The 16,583-nt window shown below is 69.3% G+C and carries 18 protein-coding genes; 12 read left to right on the top strand and 6 right to left on the bottom strand.

Translation table 11 applies throughout. From position 1 onward, the window contains the following. Positions 1-41 precede the first annotated feature (41 nt). The 4 genes from VI08_RS01695 to VI08_RS01680 are packed head-to-tail and all read right to left on the bottom strand — an operon-like array spanning position 42 to position 4,574. Complete coding sequence (locus tag VI08_RS01695) at positions 42-638, bottom strand: Slp family lipoprotein (protein ID WP_045827811.1); 597 nt, start codon at positions 636-638, stop codon at positions 42-44. Positions 639-679: 41 nt separating this feature from the next. Further along, positions 680-2,677, bottom strand: coding sequence for a transglutaminase TgpA family protein (locus VI08_RS01690; protein ID WP_045827810.1), 1,998 nt, complete (start codon positions 2,675-2,677; stop codon positions 680-682). Next, positions 2,674-3,633 (bottom strand): DUF58 domain-containing protein, encoded by a 960-nt coding sequence (locus tag VI08_RS01685; RefSeq protein WP_045827809.1) that lies wholly within the window; start codon positions 3,631-3,633, stop codon positions 2,674-2,676. Before VI08_RS01685 ends, VI08_RS01690 begins: the two co-directional genes overlap by 4 nt. Next, positions 3,633-4,574, bottom strand: a complete 942-nt coding sequence (locus VI08_RS01680) for an AAA family ATPase (protein WP_045827808.1) — start codon at positions 4,572-4,574, stop codon at positions 3,633-3,635. The genes VI08_RS01685 and VI08_RS01680 overlap by 1 nt, the downstream gene beginning before the upstream one ends. Before the next feature lie 101 nt (positions 4,575-4,675). Between VI08_RS01680 and VI08_RS01675 the strand changes: the two genes are divergently transcribed. Further along, on the top strand, positions 4,676-6,211 hold the full coding sequence (locus VI08_RS01675) for an ArnT family glycosyltransferase (RefSeq protein WP_198148813.1): 1,536 nt from the start codon (positions 4,676-4,678) through the stop codon (positions 6,209-6,211). On the opposite strand, the gene VI08_RS01670 is transcribed toward VI08_RS01675, so the two are convergent. Together VI08_RS01670 and VI08_RS01665 are read right to left on the bottom strand one after the other, a co-directional pair. Further along, positions 6,179-6,760 carry a Maf family protein gene (locus VI08_RS01670; protein ID WP_045827807.1) on the bottom strand — a complete coding sequence of 194 codons (582 nt, stop codon included), beginning with the start codon at positions 6,758-6,760 and terminating at the stop codon, positions 6,179-6,181. The two genes, VI08_RS01675 and VI08_RS01670, sit on opposite strands and share 33 nt — an antisense overlap. Before the next feature lie 3 nt (positions 6,761-6,763). Beyond that, positions 6,764-7,210, bottom strand: a complete 447-nt coding sequence (locus VI08_RS01665) for a hypothetical protein (protein WP_045827806.1) — start codon at positions 7,208-7,210, stop codon at positions 6,764-6,766. A 180-nt stretch (positions 7,211-7,390) separates the two neighbouring features. Between VI08_RS01665 and VI08_RS01660 the strand changes: the two genes are divergently transcribed. From VI08_RS01660 to holB, 11 genes are all read left to right on the top strand, one after another. Continuing rightward, positions 7,391-7,888 carry a YceD family protein gene (locus tag VI08_RS01660; RefSeq protein ID WP_332308605.1) on the top strand — a complete coding sequence of 166 codons (498 nt, stop codon included), beginning with the start codon at positions 7,391-7,393 and terminating at the stop codon, positions 7,886-7,888. A gap of 18 nt (positions 7,889-7,906) precedes the next feature. Continuing rightward, the gene (gene rpmF, locus VI08_RS01655; protein ID WP_045827804.1) at positions 7,907-8,101 is read left to right on the top strand and encodes a 50S ribosomal protein L32; all 195 of its coding nucleotides are present in this window, start codon (positions 7,907-7,909) and stop codon (positions 8,099-8,101) included. A 131-nt stretch (positions 8,102-8,232) separates the two neighbouring features. Next, entirely contained in the window at positions 8,233-9,174 is a 942-nt protein-coding gene (gene fabD, locus VI08_RS01650) for an ACP S-malonyltransferase (protein ID WP_045827803.1), read from the top strand. 29 nt (positions 9,175-9,203) lie between these two features. Continuing rightward, positions 9,204-9,947, top strand: a complete 744-nt coding sequence (fabG, locus tag VI08_RS01645) for a 3-oxoacyl-ACP reductase FabG (protein ID WP_045827802.1) — start codon at positions 9,204-9,206, stop codon at positions 9,945-9,947. A gap of 163 nt (positions 9,948-10,110) precedes the next feature. Then, positions 10,111-10,350, top strand: a complete 240-nt coding sequence (gene acpP / locus VI08_RS01640; protein WP_045827801.1) for an acyl carrier protein — start codon at positions 10,111-10,113, stop codon at positions 10,348-10,350. A 147-nt stretch (positions 10,351-10,497) separates the two neighbouring features. Beyond that, the gene (fabF, locus tag VI08_RS01635; protein ID WP_045827800.1) at positions 10,498-11,787 is read left to right on the top strand and encodes a beta-ketoacyl-ACP synthase II; all 1,290 of its coding nucleotides are present in this window, start codon (positions 10,498-10,500) and stop codon (positions 11,785-11,787) included. Positions 11,788-11,794: 7 nt separating this feature from the next. Further along, complete coding sequence (locus VI08_RS01630) at positions 11,795-13,141, top strand: aminodeoxychorismate synthase component I (RefSeq protein ID WP_045827799.1); 1,347 nt, start codon at positions 11,795-11,797, stop codon at positions 13,139-13,141. Continuing rightward, positions 13,138-13,974, top strand: a complete 837-nt coding sequence (gene pabC, locus VI08_RS01625; protein ID WP_052697619.1) for an aminodeoxychorismate lyase — start codon at positions 13,138-13,140, stop codon at positions 13,972-13,974. Before VI08_RS01630 ends, pabC begins: the two co-directional genes overlap by 4 nt. Continuing rightward, positions 13,971-15,002, top strand: coding sequence for an endolytic transglycosylase MltG (mltG, locus tag VI08_RS01620; protein ID WP_045827798.1), 1,032 nt, complete (start codon positions 13,971-13,973; stop codon positions 15,000-15,002). The genes pabC and mltG overlap by 4 nt, the downstream gene beginning before the upstream one ends. Beyond that, positions 14,993-15,643: a dTMP kinase gene (gene tmk / locus VI08_RS01615; protein WP_045827797.1), complete on the top strand. Its 651-nt coding sequence runs from the start codon at positions 14,993-14,995 to the stop codon at positions 15,641-15,643. Before mltG ends, tmk begins: the two co-directional genes overlap by 10 nt. Continuing rightward, positions 15,640-16,575: a DNA polymerase III subunit delta' gene (gene holB, locus VI08_RS01610; protein WP_045827796.1), complete on the top strand. Its 936-nt coding sequence runs from the start codon at positions 15,640-15,642 to the stop codon at positions 16,573-16,575. Before tmk ends, holB begins: the two co-directional genes overlap by 4 nt. Positions 16,576-16,583 lie beyond the last annotated feature (8 nt).

Here is a 16,583-nt window from a genome sequence, read left to right as displayed (position 1 = left end):
GGCGCCACAAAAAAGCCGGCTTTCGCCGGCTTTTTTGCTCGTCACTTGTGCGGGCGCGGTGGCGGCGCCGGGCGCACGATGATGGTGCGCGGGCGGTACCAGAACGGATCGCCCCACGGGCCGTAACCGTACGGACCCCAGCCCGGGCCGAAGCCGGGACCCCAGAACGGGTCGTAGAAGCCTGGCGGGTAGCGGTTGACCGGCACGCGTTTCGGCCAGAGGTACACCACGTCGGCCTCGACGCGCGGGTAGGCGTAATCGAAATCACCCACCTTCTGCGATACGGCGCCGTGCAACGTGCCGGTGACCGTGATCTCGCGGCCGCGGGTGAACACCTCTGGATCGTAGAAGCCATCGCGGCAGGCCACGAAGCGGCCCTGGCTTTCCGACTTGCTGGCGGTGGGGCGGGCTTCGTCGTCGAGCGGCTGTGACAGAACGTAGAAGCACGTCTGCTGCGGGCCCGGCTCGGTCTTGATGATTTCACCGCCCCAACGCACTTTCGCGCCCGGTGCGCCACCCTGCTGGGCGCCGCTGGTGGTCACGTCGTTGAACTGGCCCTGCAGCGGTTGCGGCACCGTGGCGCAGGCGCCCAACGCGAGGGTGGCAGCGGCGACGGCCAACGGTTTGTACATGGACATGTCACTCTCCTGGAGGCGACGGGCACAACCGCCGCCATGACCTATTTGACCACGCCGCGCGCCCGAAATTCCCTTACCCGTTGCCGGAACTGCTTGACCAGTTCAGGTGGCGGTTCGTCGTGCGCGTAACGCGATGCCAAGTAAAGCTCGCTCAACCTTTCCAAGGCATTTCGCTGCCCGGGCAGCGAGCGCGCGGCCCGGGCCATGAAATGCCTCGGGCCTTCGCCCGTACGGCGAATGACACCGGCTTTCGCAAGCTTGCGTTGTAGCCGGCGCATCCACGCATCCAACGCATCGCCTTCACGTCGCTGGAACAGCGCCCATCCGAGCGCCATGGCCACCAATAGCGAGCAGCCCACGGCGAGTATCAGCGCCAGGTCACCCACGTCGGTGCGCCGGATGCCAAACGGTTGCAGCATGCCGCTCTGGCGCAATGCGTCGAACCCGTTAACGGCCTCGTTCCACCATTGGTTGACCACGTCCCAGCGGTCGCGAGCCTGGCGGAGCCATTCGCCCGAGAAGAACGACGTGCTGCCACCGCCGGCGTTCGCGGCCGCCGAGGCGCCAAGGCTGACGCGTTCGGGGCGCACGGCCCCCGTCGGGTCGAACCGCACCCAGCCGCGGCCGTCGATCCACACCTCCGACCACGCATGCGCATCGGCCCGCTTCACCAGCAGGTACGAGCCAAGCCGGTTCCAATAGCCCCCCTGGTACCCGGTGACGACGCGGGCGGGAACACCCGCCGCGCGCATCAGGAACGTGAAGCTCGAGGCGTAGTACTCGCAATAGCCCTCGCGGGTGGCGAACAGGAAGTCGTCGATCCGGTCCGCGCCAAGCGGGGCCGGTGCCAGCGTGTAGCTGTAGCCCCCATCGCGGAACATGGACAGGGCGGCACGCGCGATGCCGTAGGCGTCGTGGTTGTATTTATCGGCCCAGGCCTGCGCCAGGCCCCGTGCCCTGGGGCCGATGCCAGCGGGAAGCTGCAGGGCGGCGCGTCGCACCAGTGGCGCGAGGGTGGCATCCAGCCGGTAGTCCACCGCGGCCACCGCGTCGTAGACCTTCATGGCACGGACGCGCTCGTTCGCCACCACCGTGCGATCGAATCGGAGCGTGGCGTCGGCGGGAGCCGCCATGGGCATGTCGAGCATGGGCAGCACGCGTTGCTGGGTGGGCTCCATGGCCACCTGGTAGCGGAAGCGCGGCGTGCCTTCCAGCGGCGTGGGCGTGGTCGCGTACAGGTTGCCGCCCTGCGTCCACTGGCGCCCGTCGAACGCCATCATGGTGTAGGCGCGGAAGTAACGAGCTTCGGGCAAGGGGGGCGTGCCATCGAATGTCACGCGCAGCGCGGGGGTGTCATCGACCAGGAGCTCGGCCATCTCGCCGGGCGACATGCTGCTGGACAGGCCTGTCACGGCCTGGCCCGGGTTGGGGGCACCCCACAGGGGCGATTCCAGCCTGGGTATGAACAGGAACGCGAAGGCCGCAAGGGGCACGGACGCGGCGAGCATGGCGAGCGCGGGCACGAACGTCGTCCGCCACGTACCGTATACAGGCGTGGTCTGTTCGATGGCCCTTAGCGTGGCAAGCGACGGCACCAGGCCGAGCGCCACGATGAGGGTGGCAACGATGGATTGGTCGAACAGCAGGGCGGCCATGAGGGCGAACCCGCCGAAGGCGATGCCCACGCGCGCATCGCGCCGGTGCTCGGTTTCCAACGTCTTGAGGACCAGCAGCCCCACCGCGAACGCGCTACCCGGCTCACGCCCGAAGAGCGTGCCATACGTCGCGACCACGACGGCGAGGAGCAGGCCAACCACCGGTAGCTTGACCCAGCGCGACACGTGGCCGCCGCCGCGACGGCGATGCCACCACCGCCACCCCAGCAGCCCGGCAAGGCTGGCGGAGAGCCACCAGGGCAGGTGCGCCGCATGGACGCCGACGACGAATGCCATGCTGAGGCAGAGGAGGTCGAACGGGCGGTCGTCGAGTCTTGGCTCCGTACCTATGGCAGGTGCCAGGGAGAGGCGGAAGCGCGTCATGGCCGCAGTGCCAGCGCGGTCATGCACCGGTGGTAGTGCTCATCGCCCTGCGCAACATCGAAGAACGCATCGGGAAGGCGCAGGCTCCAGCGGCGCCCGTCGTCGCGCGCCTCGTCGATCCAGCGCGCAAGGCGCGCGATGCGTGATTCGCTATCGAGCCCGTGGACGCTATCCCAGTCGAGGCGCCAGTCCTCCTTCGGCGCCGGCTGCTCCATGTCCTTGACGAGCAGGCCGTGGTGCCGCGCGCTCAGCTTCCAGGCGATTTGCCGGCGCGGGTCGCCGGGCCGGTAATCGCGTAGCGCCGCAAGCTCGTCGCCTGCACGGGGCCGCCCGCGGTCCGCATCGCCTTCCGGTGCAAACGGCGCCGGGCCGCTCGCCTCGGGCAGGGGGTAGATGAGCACGGCCGCGTCGGGATGCACCCAGCTCCATGCGCGGAACAGGCCGAGCGGCCAGCGTGTATGGACACGGGTGCGCGGCAGCGGCAGCCAGCCACGGTGCTCGCCTTCCAGCTCGAATTCGACGGTGGCGCTGCCACCCGGGGGGACCGTGACGACGTGCTCCGCGCCGCCGATATCGAGACGTACGGCGGTACGTTCGCGCTGGCTTGCCCAGAGCTCGAGCGAGACGCGTACGCGTTCGCCCACGCGTGCCGTCCCGGAGCGCAGCCCACCCAGCGCCAGGCCGTTGAGCACGCGGAACGCCACCAGCATGCTGCCCGCGGTCGCGGCACCGAACAGGCACGTGAGCATCAGTGCCGCGTTGTTCGCGTAGTTCAGGGCGCCGACAAGCATCACCGCGAGAAGCGTGGCGAAGCCAAGCCCGAAACCCGTGGGCACGATGTAGATGCGTCGACGGTGCAGCGTGGCGGGCAGGGGCTCGAGCGGGCGCAACCGGGTCAGCGCGGGCAGCCGGCGCTCGGCCCACGCCAGGATCCGCGGCGCCGCGCGCGTTGCCATCAAGGCACCGGCGTCTCGGCCAGGATGGCGCGTGCGATGGCCTCGCGGTGGCTGCCGCGGCCCGGCACCAGCCGGTGCGCCGCGACAGGGACGAACACGGTCTGCACGTCCTCGGGGATGACGTGGTCGCGGCCGCTTAGCAGGGCCCAGGCACGCGCCGCCGCGAGCATGGCCAGGCCGGCGCGCGGCGACAGGCCCACGCGCACGTCGTTGTGCTTGCGGCTGGCGGCCAGCAGCGCCTGCAGGTAATCGAGCAGCGCGCCCGTGGCCTTCACCGCGTGGGCCGCGGCGCGCAGTTGCCCGATGGCTTCGACGTCGAGGCGTGGCCGCAACGTGGCGACCATGTCGCGGCGATCCTCGCCCGTGAGCAGGGCGCGCTCGGCAGCTGGGTCGGGGTAGTCCAGCGACAGCCGCAGCATGAAGCGGTCGAGTTGCGAATCGGGCAGGGGAAACGTGCCCGCGAGGTCGAGCGGGTTTTGCGTGGCGACCACGAAAAACGGTTTCGGCAACTCGTGCGTCGTGCCGTCGACGGTCGTCTGGCCCTCGGCCATGGCCTCGAGCAGGGCGCTCTGCGATTTCGGCGTGGCGCGGTTGATCTCGTCGGCGAGCAGCAGGCTCGTGAAGATGGGCCCCGGATGGAAGCGGAATTCGCCCGTCTCGCGCTCGTAGACGCTGACGCCGATAATGTCGGACGGCAGCAGGTCGCTGGTGAACTGGATCCGCTGGAAATCGAGCGCGAAGGTGGCCGCCAGCGCGTGGGCCAGCGTGGTCTTGCCCACGCCGGGCACGTCTTCGAGCAGCAGGTGGCCGCCGGCGACGAGGCACGCGAACGCCAGATTCACCTGCCGGGGCTTGCCGAGCAGCACGCCATTGACCTGCGCAAGCGCGGCGTCCAGCCGGTGGCGCAGCATTTCATCGTTGAGTGGAGTAGTGGCTGACATGATCGTTGCGTGTGCCCCCCGGCCTGGCCATGTCGATGGTTGAGTCATCGAGTGTAGCGGTGCACGCGCGGCGGTGGCGAGGCGCGTTTCTCGTTCTGTTCGTGCTCGCGCTGGCATGCAAGGTGGTCATAGCGGCCACGCTGTCGCCCTTTGGTGACGAAGCGTTCTACTGGCAGGAGAGCCTGTACCCGGCCTGGGGTTACAGCGACCTGCCGCCCGCCACGGCGTGGCTCATCGCCGCTTCCGAGGCCGTTTTCGGCCACGGCCTGCTGGCCATGCGCCTGCCATTCCTGCTGCTGGGTGCCGCCGTGCCCTGGCAGGTGGCCGCACTCGCGGCACGCGCAGGGGGCGGCCCTGCCGCGCCGTGGCAGGCCGCGGTGTTTGCGACGTGCCTGCCCCTGGTCGGCAGCCTGGGCGTGCTCGCGCTGCCGGATGTGCCGCTCACGTTCGCCATCGTGCTGGCCACGCAGGGTCTGGTACGTGCGCTTGAGACAAATCGCAAACGGGATGGCCTGCTCCTCGGCGTGGGGCTCGCGCTCGCCTGGGCCACGCACTACCGGGCAGGCATGGCCGTGCTCGCCGGGCTGGTGTTCGTCACCTGCATGCCGCGCGGCCGCCACGCCCTTCGTCGCGCATGGTTCTGGGTCGCGATGGCGGTGGCAGCCATGGGCCTCGTGCCCCTCGTCGTCTACAACGTCGCCGCACGGGGCGCGGGCGTGTCGTTCCAGCTGGTGGAACGAAACCCGTGGCGGTTCCACGCCGATGCCCTGGTGCAGCCCCTCGAGCAGGCGGTGGCGTGCACGCCATGCCTCTACGTGGTGTTGTTGTGCGTCCTGTGGTGGTCGTGGCGCCGACGTGCCAGTGCACCGCTCGACGTGCTGGCGGTGCTCGCGGGTACCTTCGTCATCGCGTATTTCCTCCTCGGCCTTTTCGCCGACGACCTGCGCTTTCGTGCCCACTGGCCGTTGCCTGGCTACCTCCTGCTGTGCGCGGCGCTGCCGCCATGGCTCGCGCACGCGTCGCACCGCATGCGTGTGTTCGCGCGCGTTTCGCTGGTGGTGGGCGGTGCCGGCCTGCTCGTGGGGCTCGCCTATCTCGGGCTTGCCGCATCGCCGCGCGGCGCCGTGGCGTTGGCCGGCACGAAGGCATTCCCGTCGAATTTCACCGGCTGGCGCGACGCGGCGGCGGCCTTGCCACCCCGCGGCACGGGCGCGCTCATCGTGGCGGATAACTTCATGCTAGCCGCCGAGCTGCGCTTCTCGCTGGGCGCGCACGTGCCGGTGTATTCGCTTGATAACCCGCTCAACGCCAAGCACGGCAGGGCACCGCAACTTCGTGCGTGGTCGCTCGACGAGCAGGCGCTGGCGATGCGAGCCGGCACGCCGGTGGTGCTCGCCGTCGACGAGACGGCGCTGCGCGAGCGCGATACACGCGCTTGGCTGGGGTCGTTGTGCCAACGAGTGGATATCATCCGGCCCCTGGGGCGCGTCGACGCGTTCGGCGGGCGGCGCCGCTTCGCATTCTACGAGGCACGTGCACGGGCGGTACCCGGCCCGGCGGCGAACCCGGATACCTGTGTCGTATGGATGGATGCCTGGCGTGCGCTAGGGCAAGGCGATGCCGGCCGCGCGCAGTAGGCGCGCCGTGGCGATCAGCGGTAGCCCGATGAGTGCCGTGGGGTCGTCGTTGCGGATGCGCTCGAACAGCGTGATGCCGAGGCCTTCGCATTTGAAGCTGCCTGCGCAATCGAGCGGGCGCTCCCGTTCCACGTAGCGCACGATGTCGTCCCGCGACAGCGAGCGGAAGACGACGCGCGTTTCGTCCACGTGGGCATGGGCGCCGCCGTGGGCATCGACGACGCAGACCGCCGTATGGAACACCACCTCTTGTCCCGAGCTGGCTTCCAGCTGGCGGTGTGCCGCCGCCACGGTGCCCGGCCTGTCGAGCACCGTGCCTGCAAGGTCGGCGACCTGGTCCGATCCGATCACGACGGCGCCCGGGTGGCGGCTGGCGACGGCCCGTGCCTTGGCCTCGGCCAGCCGCCTGGCGCGGTCGGCCGGGGCCTCGCCGGCGAGCGTGGCTTCATCCGTGCCCGGCGCCGCCTGGGTGAATTCGGCGAGCAGGCGGTGGAGCAGGGTGGCGCGGTAGGCCGACGTGGAGGCAAGGATGACGTGGGGCTGGGGCAAGGTTTAGCGATCCGGCTGGAAGTGCTCGCGCACGGCGGTGTCGAGGGCGGCCTGGGCATCGTCCAGCGCCTGCAGGCGAGGTTCCAGCTGGTGGCGGGCGCGGACAAGGGCCTCCACAGCTTCATCCAGCTCGCGCTGGCTGGCGCTGGGGGCGCGGTCGCGGATCCAGAGGCGCTGCTGGAGCAGGGCGCGCAGGCCCGAGTCGACCGCCTGCTGGGCCTCCACCTCGCCCACGGCGGGCTGGTCGGGGCTGAACTGCATGACGGCGTGCGCCTTTTGCAGGCGGTCGCGGCAATCCTTCAGGTCGACCTCGAGGCGGTCGGCCTGGTCCATGAGGTCTTGCAGGGCGCCGTGGCGCCGCCGGCGCCGGTGGTGGGCCAGGGTCCACGCGCACAGGCCGATGACGAACACGACCAGTACGGCAAGTGCATAATATGCAACGGAAAACACGCGGCCTCTTCCCCCTCGTGGGCGTGCTGCGGCACACTTGCCGCCTGCCGCGAGTCTGCCCGAAACCCGCGCAGGTTCGCAAAATCGTCCCTTCACGCCCGCCGGCACGCCTAACCGGTTGACTTCAGGGATGTTGATGCCTACCATTTCCCGATTATGTCCGTGACTCTGCCATCGTCCGTGGACGCTTGGCGCGAAGTTCGTGCGCGGCGTTCGTTCCAGGGCCAGCTCCCGCTCTCGGCGTTCAAGCGCCTCGGCGAGGTGGTGGCGTCGCCTGACGGCGACGTAACCTACGAACTGGACTTCGGTCGTGACGATCTCGGTGTCGCCTATGTGGCTGTTCGCGCAACGGCGTCGCCCACGCTGGTCTGCCAGCGTTCCCTGGAGCCGTTCCAGCTCCCGGTGGAGGTCGATACCCGTCTCGGGCTGATCGTCGAAGAGCGTGAGGAAGCCTCGCTTCCGCCCGGCTACGAGCCGCTCCTGCTCGAGCAGGATGGGAAGCTGGATCCGCTCGCGGCGATCGAGGACGAATTGTTGTTGGCGCTGCCCCTGGTTCCGGTCAACCCGGACTATGAGCTGCCCGAAGACGTAACCCGGTCCGGTGAAGAAGAAGTGCCTTCTGCGCCGGAAGCATCCGATAACCCGTTCGCGGCGCTCCGCGAACTCATGAAGAAGTAATTTCGCTGGAGATTCGCCATGGCCGTTGCCAAGAGCCGCAAGACCCCGTCCACCCGCGGCATGCGCCGTTCGCACGACGCCCTCAAGGGCGTGCAGCTGTCCACCGACCCGACCTCGGGTGAGGTGCACCTGCGCCACCACGTCACTAAGGACGGCTACTACCGCGGCAAGAAGGTCATCGACACCCGCGGTGCGGTCGAAGTCGAAGACTGATCCACGCAGGTAGTTCGGATGAGAAACGGCGCACACAGTGCGCCGTTTTCTTTTCCAAACCCTCGCGAATGGTGCATTCGCCCATGGGTTGCTGGCACCATGCGCGGTTTGAACGTCCAGGATCGCCCCGCATGACCTCGACCAGCGCTTCGCTCGCCATCGTCTTCCCCGGCCAGGGCTCCCAGTCCATCGGCATGCTCGCCGAGCTGGCCGCCGCCCACCCGGAGGTGAAGGCCACCTTCGACGAGGCGTCCGCCGGCGCGGGCGTCGATCTGTGGGCCATCAGCCAGCAGGGCCCGGAAGAACAGCTCAACAGCACCGAAAACACCCAGCCGGCCTTGCTCGCCGCCAGTGTCGCCGTGTGGCGCGTCTACCTGAAGCAGGGCGGCCCGCTGCCGGCGTATTTCTCGGGCCACAGCCTGGGTGAATACAGTGCGCTCGTGGCCGCGGGTGCCATCTCGCTGAAGGACGCCGCCGGCCTCGTGGCCGAGCGCGGCCGCCTCATGCAGGCTGCCGTGCCGCCTGGCGTGGGCGCCATGGCCGCCATCCTTGGTGGCGACGATGCCCAGATCGCCCAGGTGTGCGAAGAAGTGGCCCAGGGCCAGGTCGTCGCCCCCGCCAACTTCAATTCGCCTGGCCAGCTGGTCATCGCCGGCCATGCCGAGGCCGTGGACCGTGCCCTGGCGCGCCTTGCCGAGCTGGGCGTGAAGAAGGCCGTGAAGCTTGCGGTGTCGGTGCCCTCGCATTGCATGCTGATGCGCGACGCGGCCGACCGCCTCGGTGAAAGGATGGCCGCCATCGATTGGCAGCTGCCCTCCATCCCCGTGGTGCAAAACGCCGACGCGAAGGTGCATGCCACGCTCGACGACATCCGCGGCGCCCTCCAGCGCCAGCTCTACCTGCCGGTGCGCTGGACCGAGTGCGTCCAGGCACTGGCCGCCCATGGCATCACGCAGGCGCTGGAATGCGGCCCGGGCAAGGTGCTCGCCGGCCTCATCAAACGCATCGACAAGAGCATCGACGGCAAGGCCATCGGCACGCCGGCCGAGCTCGACGCGGCCGTGCAGGCCTGATCCCCATCCCCTTTAGCAGGACCACCACCATGACCCAATCCCTCAAGGGCGAGATCGCGCTGGTCACCGGCGCCAGCCGCGGCATCGGCGCCGCCATCGCCGACCTCCTGGCCGAGCAGGGCGCCACCGTCTACGGCACGGCGACCAGCGAGAACGGGGCCAAGGCCATCGGCGAGCGCCTCGCGGCGCACGGCGGCCACGGCCGCGTCCTGGATGTCACCAACCCGGAAGCCATCGATGCCCTCGTCGACGAGATCGCCAAGGCTTCGGGCAGCATCAGCGTCCTGGTGAACAACGCCGGCATCACGCGCGACCAGCTCCTCATGCGCATGAAGGAAGACGACTGGAGCGCCATCATGGATACCAACCTGACGTCGGTGTTCCGTACCTCCAAAGCCGTCATGCGCGGCATGATGAAGGCGCGCAAGGGCCGCATCATCAGCATCGCCTCGGTCGTGGGCGTCACCGGCAACCCCGGGCAGGCCAACTACGCGGCCGCCAAGGCCGGCATCATCGCCTTCTCGAAGTCGCTGGCCCGTGAGATCGGCTCGCGTGGCATCACCGTGAACGTGGTGGCACCGGGCTTCATCGATACCGACATGACCCGCGCCCTGCCCGAAGAACAGCGCCAGGCGCTGCTTTCGGGCATCGCTTTGGGCCAACTTGGTGAAAGCCGTGACATCGCCGAAGCCGTGGCCTTCCTGGCCTCGCCGGCGGCCAAGTACATCACGGGCGAGACCCTGCACGTTAACGGCGGCATGTACATGCCGTGACGCCGCGGCCCCGGCAGTCGCCACCGGGCCGTTTTTGAGAGACAATCACCCTTTCGCGCCCCGGGTGTCCGGGGCGCCATCCACGTCACGGCGACGTGCTGGCGGGTATGGACCTTAGCCACTACAATGCGCCGGATTTTTCCCCTCGGGAGGTTATAGCGACATGAGCACCATCGAAGAACGCGTCAAGAAGATCGTCGTCGAACAGCTGGGCGTCAAGGAAGATGAAGTCACTGCGAACGCCTCGTTCGTGGACGATCTGGGCGCCGATTCGCTGGATACCGTCGAACTCGTGATGGCCCTCGAAGAAGAATTCGAGTGCGAGATCCCGGACGAAGAAGCCGAGAAGATCACGACGGTTCAGCAGGCTGTCGACTACATCAAGGCCCACGTCAAGGCCTGATCGTTGACTGGTCGTCGAGCGGGGCCATGCCCCTCATCGATCTCCGAGAGACACGGAAGCTGCGCCGTCATGGCGCAGTTTTCGTTTCCGAATACCGTAACCTGCGCCCGCGTATGGTTAGCGTGGGCACAGTGAAGGAAAAAATGCATGACTAAGCGACGCGTGGTAGTGACCGGCATGGGCATCATCTCGCCGGTCGGCAACGATATCGCCACCGCCTGGAAGAACGTCGTCGAAGGCAACACCGGCATCGGCCCCGTCACCGATTTCGACGCCGAGAAGTTCGCCACGAAAATCGCTGGCGAGGTTCGTGATTTCGATGCGGCGGAAGCCTATTTCGATGGCGCGGAAGCGACAGAGGAAGAACGTCTTTCGATCAAGAAGGACTTCAAGCGGATGGATCCGTTCATCCACTACGGCATCGTCGCGGGCACGCATGCATTCCGCCAATCGGGCCTCGTCGTCACCGACGAGAACGCCGGCCGCATCGGTGTCGCCGCCGGTGCCGGCATCGGTGGCCTGCACACCATCGAGAACACCGCGCTCGAACTCGCCGAGAAGGGCCCCCGCAAGGTCTCGCCGTTCTTCGTGCCGAGCTCCATCATCAACATGGTGGCGGGCAACCTGTCGATCTACCACGGCATGAAGGGCCCCAACATCGCCCTCGTGTCGGCATGCACCACGGCCGCGCACAACATCGGCATGGCCATGCGCCTCATCCAGTACGGCGATGCCGACGCGATGCTGGCAGGCGGTGCCGAGTTCGCCACCACGCCCACGGCCATGGCGGGCTTCTGCTCGGCCAAGGCCATGTCCACGCGCAATGACGACCCGGCGCATGCCAGCCGCCCGTGGGATACCGGCCGCGACGGCTTCCTGCTGTCGAACGGCGCGGGCATGCTCATGCTCGAGGAGTACGAGTTCGCCAAGGCGCGTGGCGCCACCATCCTGGCCGAGCTCATCGGTTTCGGCATGAGCGGCGACGCGTACCACATCACCGCACCCAGCGGCGATGGCGCCGAGCTGGCCATGCGCAACGCGCTGCACGATGCCGGCCTCAAGGCTGAGGAAGTGCAGTACGTCAATGCGCACGGCACCTCCACGCCCGTGGGTGATCTTGGCGAAGCCAAGGCCATCCGCAACGTGTTCGGCGAGCACGCCACCCACAAGGGCAAGTTCGCCGTCAGCTCCACCAAATCGGTGACGGGCCACCTGCTGGGCGCCGCGGGCGGCGTCGAAGCCATCTTCAGCATCATGGCGCTGCGCGATGGCATCATCCCGCCGACCATGAACCTGGAGAACCTCGACCCCGAGGTGGCCGCGCTGGGCATGGATCTCGTGCCGAACAAGGCCGAGAAGGCCGACCTCACGGTGGCCATGTCCAATTCGTTCGGTTTTGGCGGCACCAACGGTACGCTCGTCTTCCGACGCGCCTGATACCCGCGTGGCCTTCACCACGCGAACCCTGGCCGGCCGGCGCGATCTCCTCGCGCCGGCCGCGCTGTTTCCGGGCCGCTACCCCGCGCTGCTGGCGTCGGCGGTCACGGGCACCGCGCAATCGCGCTACGACATCCTTTTTGCCGGCGGCGATGCCGCGCTGTCGCTGGACGCGCACGGCGTGCTGCGTGATGCGCAGGGCCTCGTGGTGCCGGGCACCTTCCTCGACGCGTTGGATCGCGCCTGGACCGCGCGCCGCCGCCCACGCGTCGACGATGGCCTGCCGTTCCACGGCGGCTGGGTGGTGTACCTCGCCTACGAGCTCGCGGGGCAGGTGGAGCCCTCGCTGCGTTTGCCTGCCTCGCGTGGGAGCGTGCCCGTCGCGTGCGCACTGCGTGCACCCGCCGCGGCCATCGTCGACCATGTCGAGGGCCGTACCATCCTCGTGGCGGAAGAGGGCGCCGAGCACTGGCTCGACACGATGGCCGGCGACCTCGACGCACCCATGCCGGCGCTCGAGCTCGCCACGCCGTTGCGCGTCGACGAGGACGAGCCTCGACGTTTCCTCGATGGCGTGCGGCGCATCCATGAACACCTGCATGCGGGGGATACGTTCCAGGTGAACCTCTCGCGTCGCTGGTGCGCGCGTTTCGCCGAAGCCCCCGCGCCCGCCGCACTCATGCACGCGCTTCGCCGCGCGAACCCGGCGCCGTTCGCCGGGCTGCTGCAACGCGATGGCTGGGCCATCGTCAGCTCGTCGCCCGAGCGCCTCGTTGAATCACGCGCTGGCGTGCTGCAGACGCGGCCCATCGCGGGCACCCGGCCGCGCGTGCCGGGCGACGACGATGCGGCGCGCATCCGCGAGCTCACGACGCACCCGAAGGAGCGCGCCGAGCACGTCATGCTCATCGACCTCGAGCGCAACGACCTGGGCCGCGTGTGCGTGCCCGGCAGCGTCAAGGTGGATGAACTCATGGTGGTGGAGAGCTACGCGCACGTGCACCACATCGTGTCGAACGTGCGTGGCCGCGCACGCGACGGCATCACCCCCGGCCAGGTGGTGGCGGCGACGTTCCCGGGCGGCACCATCACGGGCTGCCCGAAGGTGCGCTGCATGCAGATCATCGGCGACATCGAACAGGAGCCGCGCGGTGCCTACACGGGTGCGCTGGGCTACATCGACGACAGCGGCGACATGGACCTCAACATCCTCATCCGCACGCTCACGGCCGAGGGGTGCGATGTGTCGCTGCGCGCGGGTGCCGGCATCGTCACCGATTCCGTGCCGGAGAAGGAGCTTGACGAGACACGGGCCAAGGCGCGTGGCTTGTTGCGGATCTTCGGCGCCGCATGAGCATGCGCCTGTCGGTGGATTTCCACGACACGGGCGCGGTGGCCGCGACCGATCGCGGATTCACGTATGGCGATGGCTTGTTCGAAACGTTGCGCGTCGTCGCCGGCGTGGCGCCGCTGTGGCACCGCCACGCGGCGCGCCTGTCCGAAAGCGCGGGGCGCCTGCTCATGCCGTTGCCGGATACCGACCGCCTGCATGGCGAGGTGCTGCGCCTGAGCGCGGGCCTCGACGACGCCGTCGTCCGCGTCACCCTGAGCCGCGGCGTAGGCGAGCGAGGCTATGCCTTGCCTCGCGACCCGCGCCCGACGGTGGTGGTGGCCGCGGCGCCGCTGGCCACGGACACCGTCGCCGCGGAGCAGGGCATTGCGGTGCACGCGTGCGAGTTGCGCCTCGCGCGGCAACCACGCCTGGCCGGCATGAAGCACCTCAATCGCCTCGAGCAGGTGCTGGCGCGCGCGGAGTGGGCTGACCCGGCCGTGGCCGAGGGCCTGCTGTGCGATACCGAGGGCCGGGTGGTATGCGCCACCGCGGCCAACCTTTTCGCGGTGGTCGATGGCGAACTGCTGACCCCGCCGGTGGACCAGTGCGGAGTGGCGGGCGTGGCGCGCGCGGAAATCCTTGCCGCGCACGGTGCCCGCGTCGCGTCGTTCTTCCCCGCGGACCTCACCCGGGCGAGCGAGGTCTTCCTCACGTCGGCGGTTCGCGGCATCCTTCCCGTCCGGGCGCTTGGCGCCCATGCGTGGCCGCCCGGCCCCGTGGCCCGTGCGCTGCAGGCGCACTGGGCCCGCCTGGGCCTGCCGTTACCGAACCGTGCCAAGGATCGTGATCGATGAAAGTGCGTGGCGCCGCCCTGTGGCGCGCTGTCTTGTTGCTGGTGCTGCTCGCGGTGATCGCGGGTGGCGCGTGGATGTGGTTCGACTGGGCCCGTTTCGCCCGCACGCCGCTCACGGTGGCCAGTAGCGGTGAAAGCATCGACGTGGCCCGGGGCTCGTCGTTCAAGGATATCGTCCGCGCGCTGCGCGATCGCGGTGCCACCCAGGCCTCGCCCCTCTACTGGCGCGTGCTGGCCATGGAGATGCACGCCAGCGGCCGCCTGCATGCGGGTGAGTTCGCGCTGCGCCAGGGCATGACCCCGCGCGACCTGGTCACTGACATGGCCACGGGCAAGGTCATGCAGCGTAACTTCACCATCGTCGATGGCTGGTCCTTCGCCGACCTGCGCCGTGCGCTGGGCGCGGTGGACACACTCACCCACGATACGGCCGGCCTCGACGACGCGGGCATCATGAAGCGCGTGGGCGCACCCGAGGGCGATACCCCCGAGGGGCGTTTCCTCCCCGAGACCTATGCCTACGTGAAGGGCGATGCCGATAGCAGCATCCTCAAGCGGGCCTACGGCGCCATGGCGAAAACCCTGGATGCCGCCTGGGCCGGCCGGGCGCAGGACCTCCCCCTGGCCTCGCCGTACGAGGCCCTTATCCTCGCCTCCATCGTGGAAAAGGAAACGGGCAGGGCGGATGAGCGGCCGCGCATCGCGGGCGTGTTCGTGCGCCGCCTGCAGCAGCACATCATGCTGCAGACCGACCCGACCGTGATCTACGGCATGGGTGCCGCTTACGCGGGCAACATCCACAAGAGCGACCTCACCACCGACACGCCCTACAATACGTACACGCGTGCGGGCCTGCCGCCCACGCCCATCGCCCTGCCCGGGCGTGCGGCCATCGAGGCGGCGCTGCACCCGGCCGGGGGCAACGAGCTGTACTTCGTCGCGCGCGGCGATGGCAGCCACGTCTTCTCGGCTACCCTCGACGAACACAACAAGGCCGTGGCCTGCTACCAGTTGAAGCGATGCCAGTGAATCCACACCCGCGCGGAAAGCTCATCACCCTCGAAGGGGGCGAAGGCGCCGGCAAGAGCACCTTGCTGCGCGGCCTCGAGGCGCACCTGCGGGCGCAGGGCGCCGACCTGGTGGTGACGCGCGAGCCCGGCGGCACCGATGTCGGCGAAGCCGTGCGTGGCGTGGTGCTCGATGCCGCCAACAACGAGCTCTGCGCCGAGGGCGAGCTTCTGCTCATGTTCGCCTCGCGCGCGCAGCTGGTGCGCCAGGTGATCGAGCCCGCCCTGGCCGCCGGCCGCTGGGTGCTGTGCGATCGCTTCACCGATGCCAGCTACGCCTACCAGGGCGGTGGCCGTGGCCAGCCGCTCGAACGCATCGCCGCGCTCGAGCGCTGGGCGGCGCTTGGCCTCAGGCCCGACATCACGTTGCTGCTCGACCTGCCGGTGGCCCAGGGCCGCGCGCGCGCCGCCGGCCGTGGCGACGCCGACCGCATCGAAGTGGAGGGCGATGCCTTCTTCGAGCGCATCCGGGATGCCTACCGTTCCCGGGCCGCGGCCGACCCGGGCCGCTTCCGCGTGCTGGATGCCAGCGCGGCGCCCGATGCCGTGCTGGCCCAGGCCATCGCGGGTGTCGCTGGCCTCTTCGAACGGGCGCCGTCGTGACCGCGCGGCCGTGGCATGCGGAGGCCTGGGCGCGCCTGCAGGCGCGTCGCGAGCGCGATGCGCTGCCGCATGCGTTGCTTCTCGCCGGGCCGGCGGGGCTGGGCAAGCGCGAGTTCCTTGCGGATTTCGTCAAGGGCCTGCTCTGCCAGCATCCCGCCGGCGGCCAGGCCTGTGGCACGTGCCGTAGCTGCCACCTCGTGGCGGCAGGCACGCACCCCGATGTCATCGCGCTCGGGCTCGGCCTGCGCAAGGACGGCGGCACGCGCACCGAGATCGTCGTCGACCAGGTGCGCGACCTCTCGCAACGCCTTTCCATGGCCAGCCAGTTCGGCGGGTGGCAGGTCGCGACCGTCGACCCGGCCGATGCGATGAACGCGGCAGCCGCCAACGCGCTACTCAAGACCCTGGAAGAACCCACCCCCTCGACCATCATCCTCCTCGTCGCCGACGAACCGGCCCGCCTGCCGGCAACCATCCGCAGCCGAACCCAGCGCATCGATTTCCTCGTGCCGTCGCACGAGGTGTCGCTCGAGTGGTTGCGGGGGCAGGGCGTTCCGGATGCGGCCGCCGCGCTCGAAGCGGCCGCCGGCAACCCGGGGCTGGCGCGCCAGTGGGCCAGCGATGGCGCCCTCAAGCAGCGTGGGGAGGTGCGCCACGACCTGAAGGCCCTCGCGGCCGGCCGCGGCGACGCCATGGAAGTGGTGAAGCGCTGGCAGGCCACCGACCCCGCGCGCTACGCGTGGTTCGCCGCGCAGGCCGCCACCGACGAGTTGCGTGCGCGGGCCGCCGGGCGCCCCGCGCCGCTCGAAAGCCAGCTCGACGACGAATCGCTCGATGCCTGGTACGGCAAGGCCAACCGCGCCCGCGAGGCCCTCCGGGGGCCGCTGCGTACCGACCTGGTGTTGCTCGAACTCATCGCCGCCTGGCGTTGACGCCCCTT

This window comes from Luteibacter yeojuensis (assembly GCF_000964085.1).
Classification (GTDB): Bacteria; Pseudomonadota; Gammaproteobacteria; order Xanthomonadales; family Rhodanobacteraceae; genus Luteibacter; species Luteibacter yeojuensis_A.
Note: the sequence above shows the minus strand (reverse complement) of the source record. Positions and strands in the feature narration are given on the sequence as shown.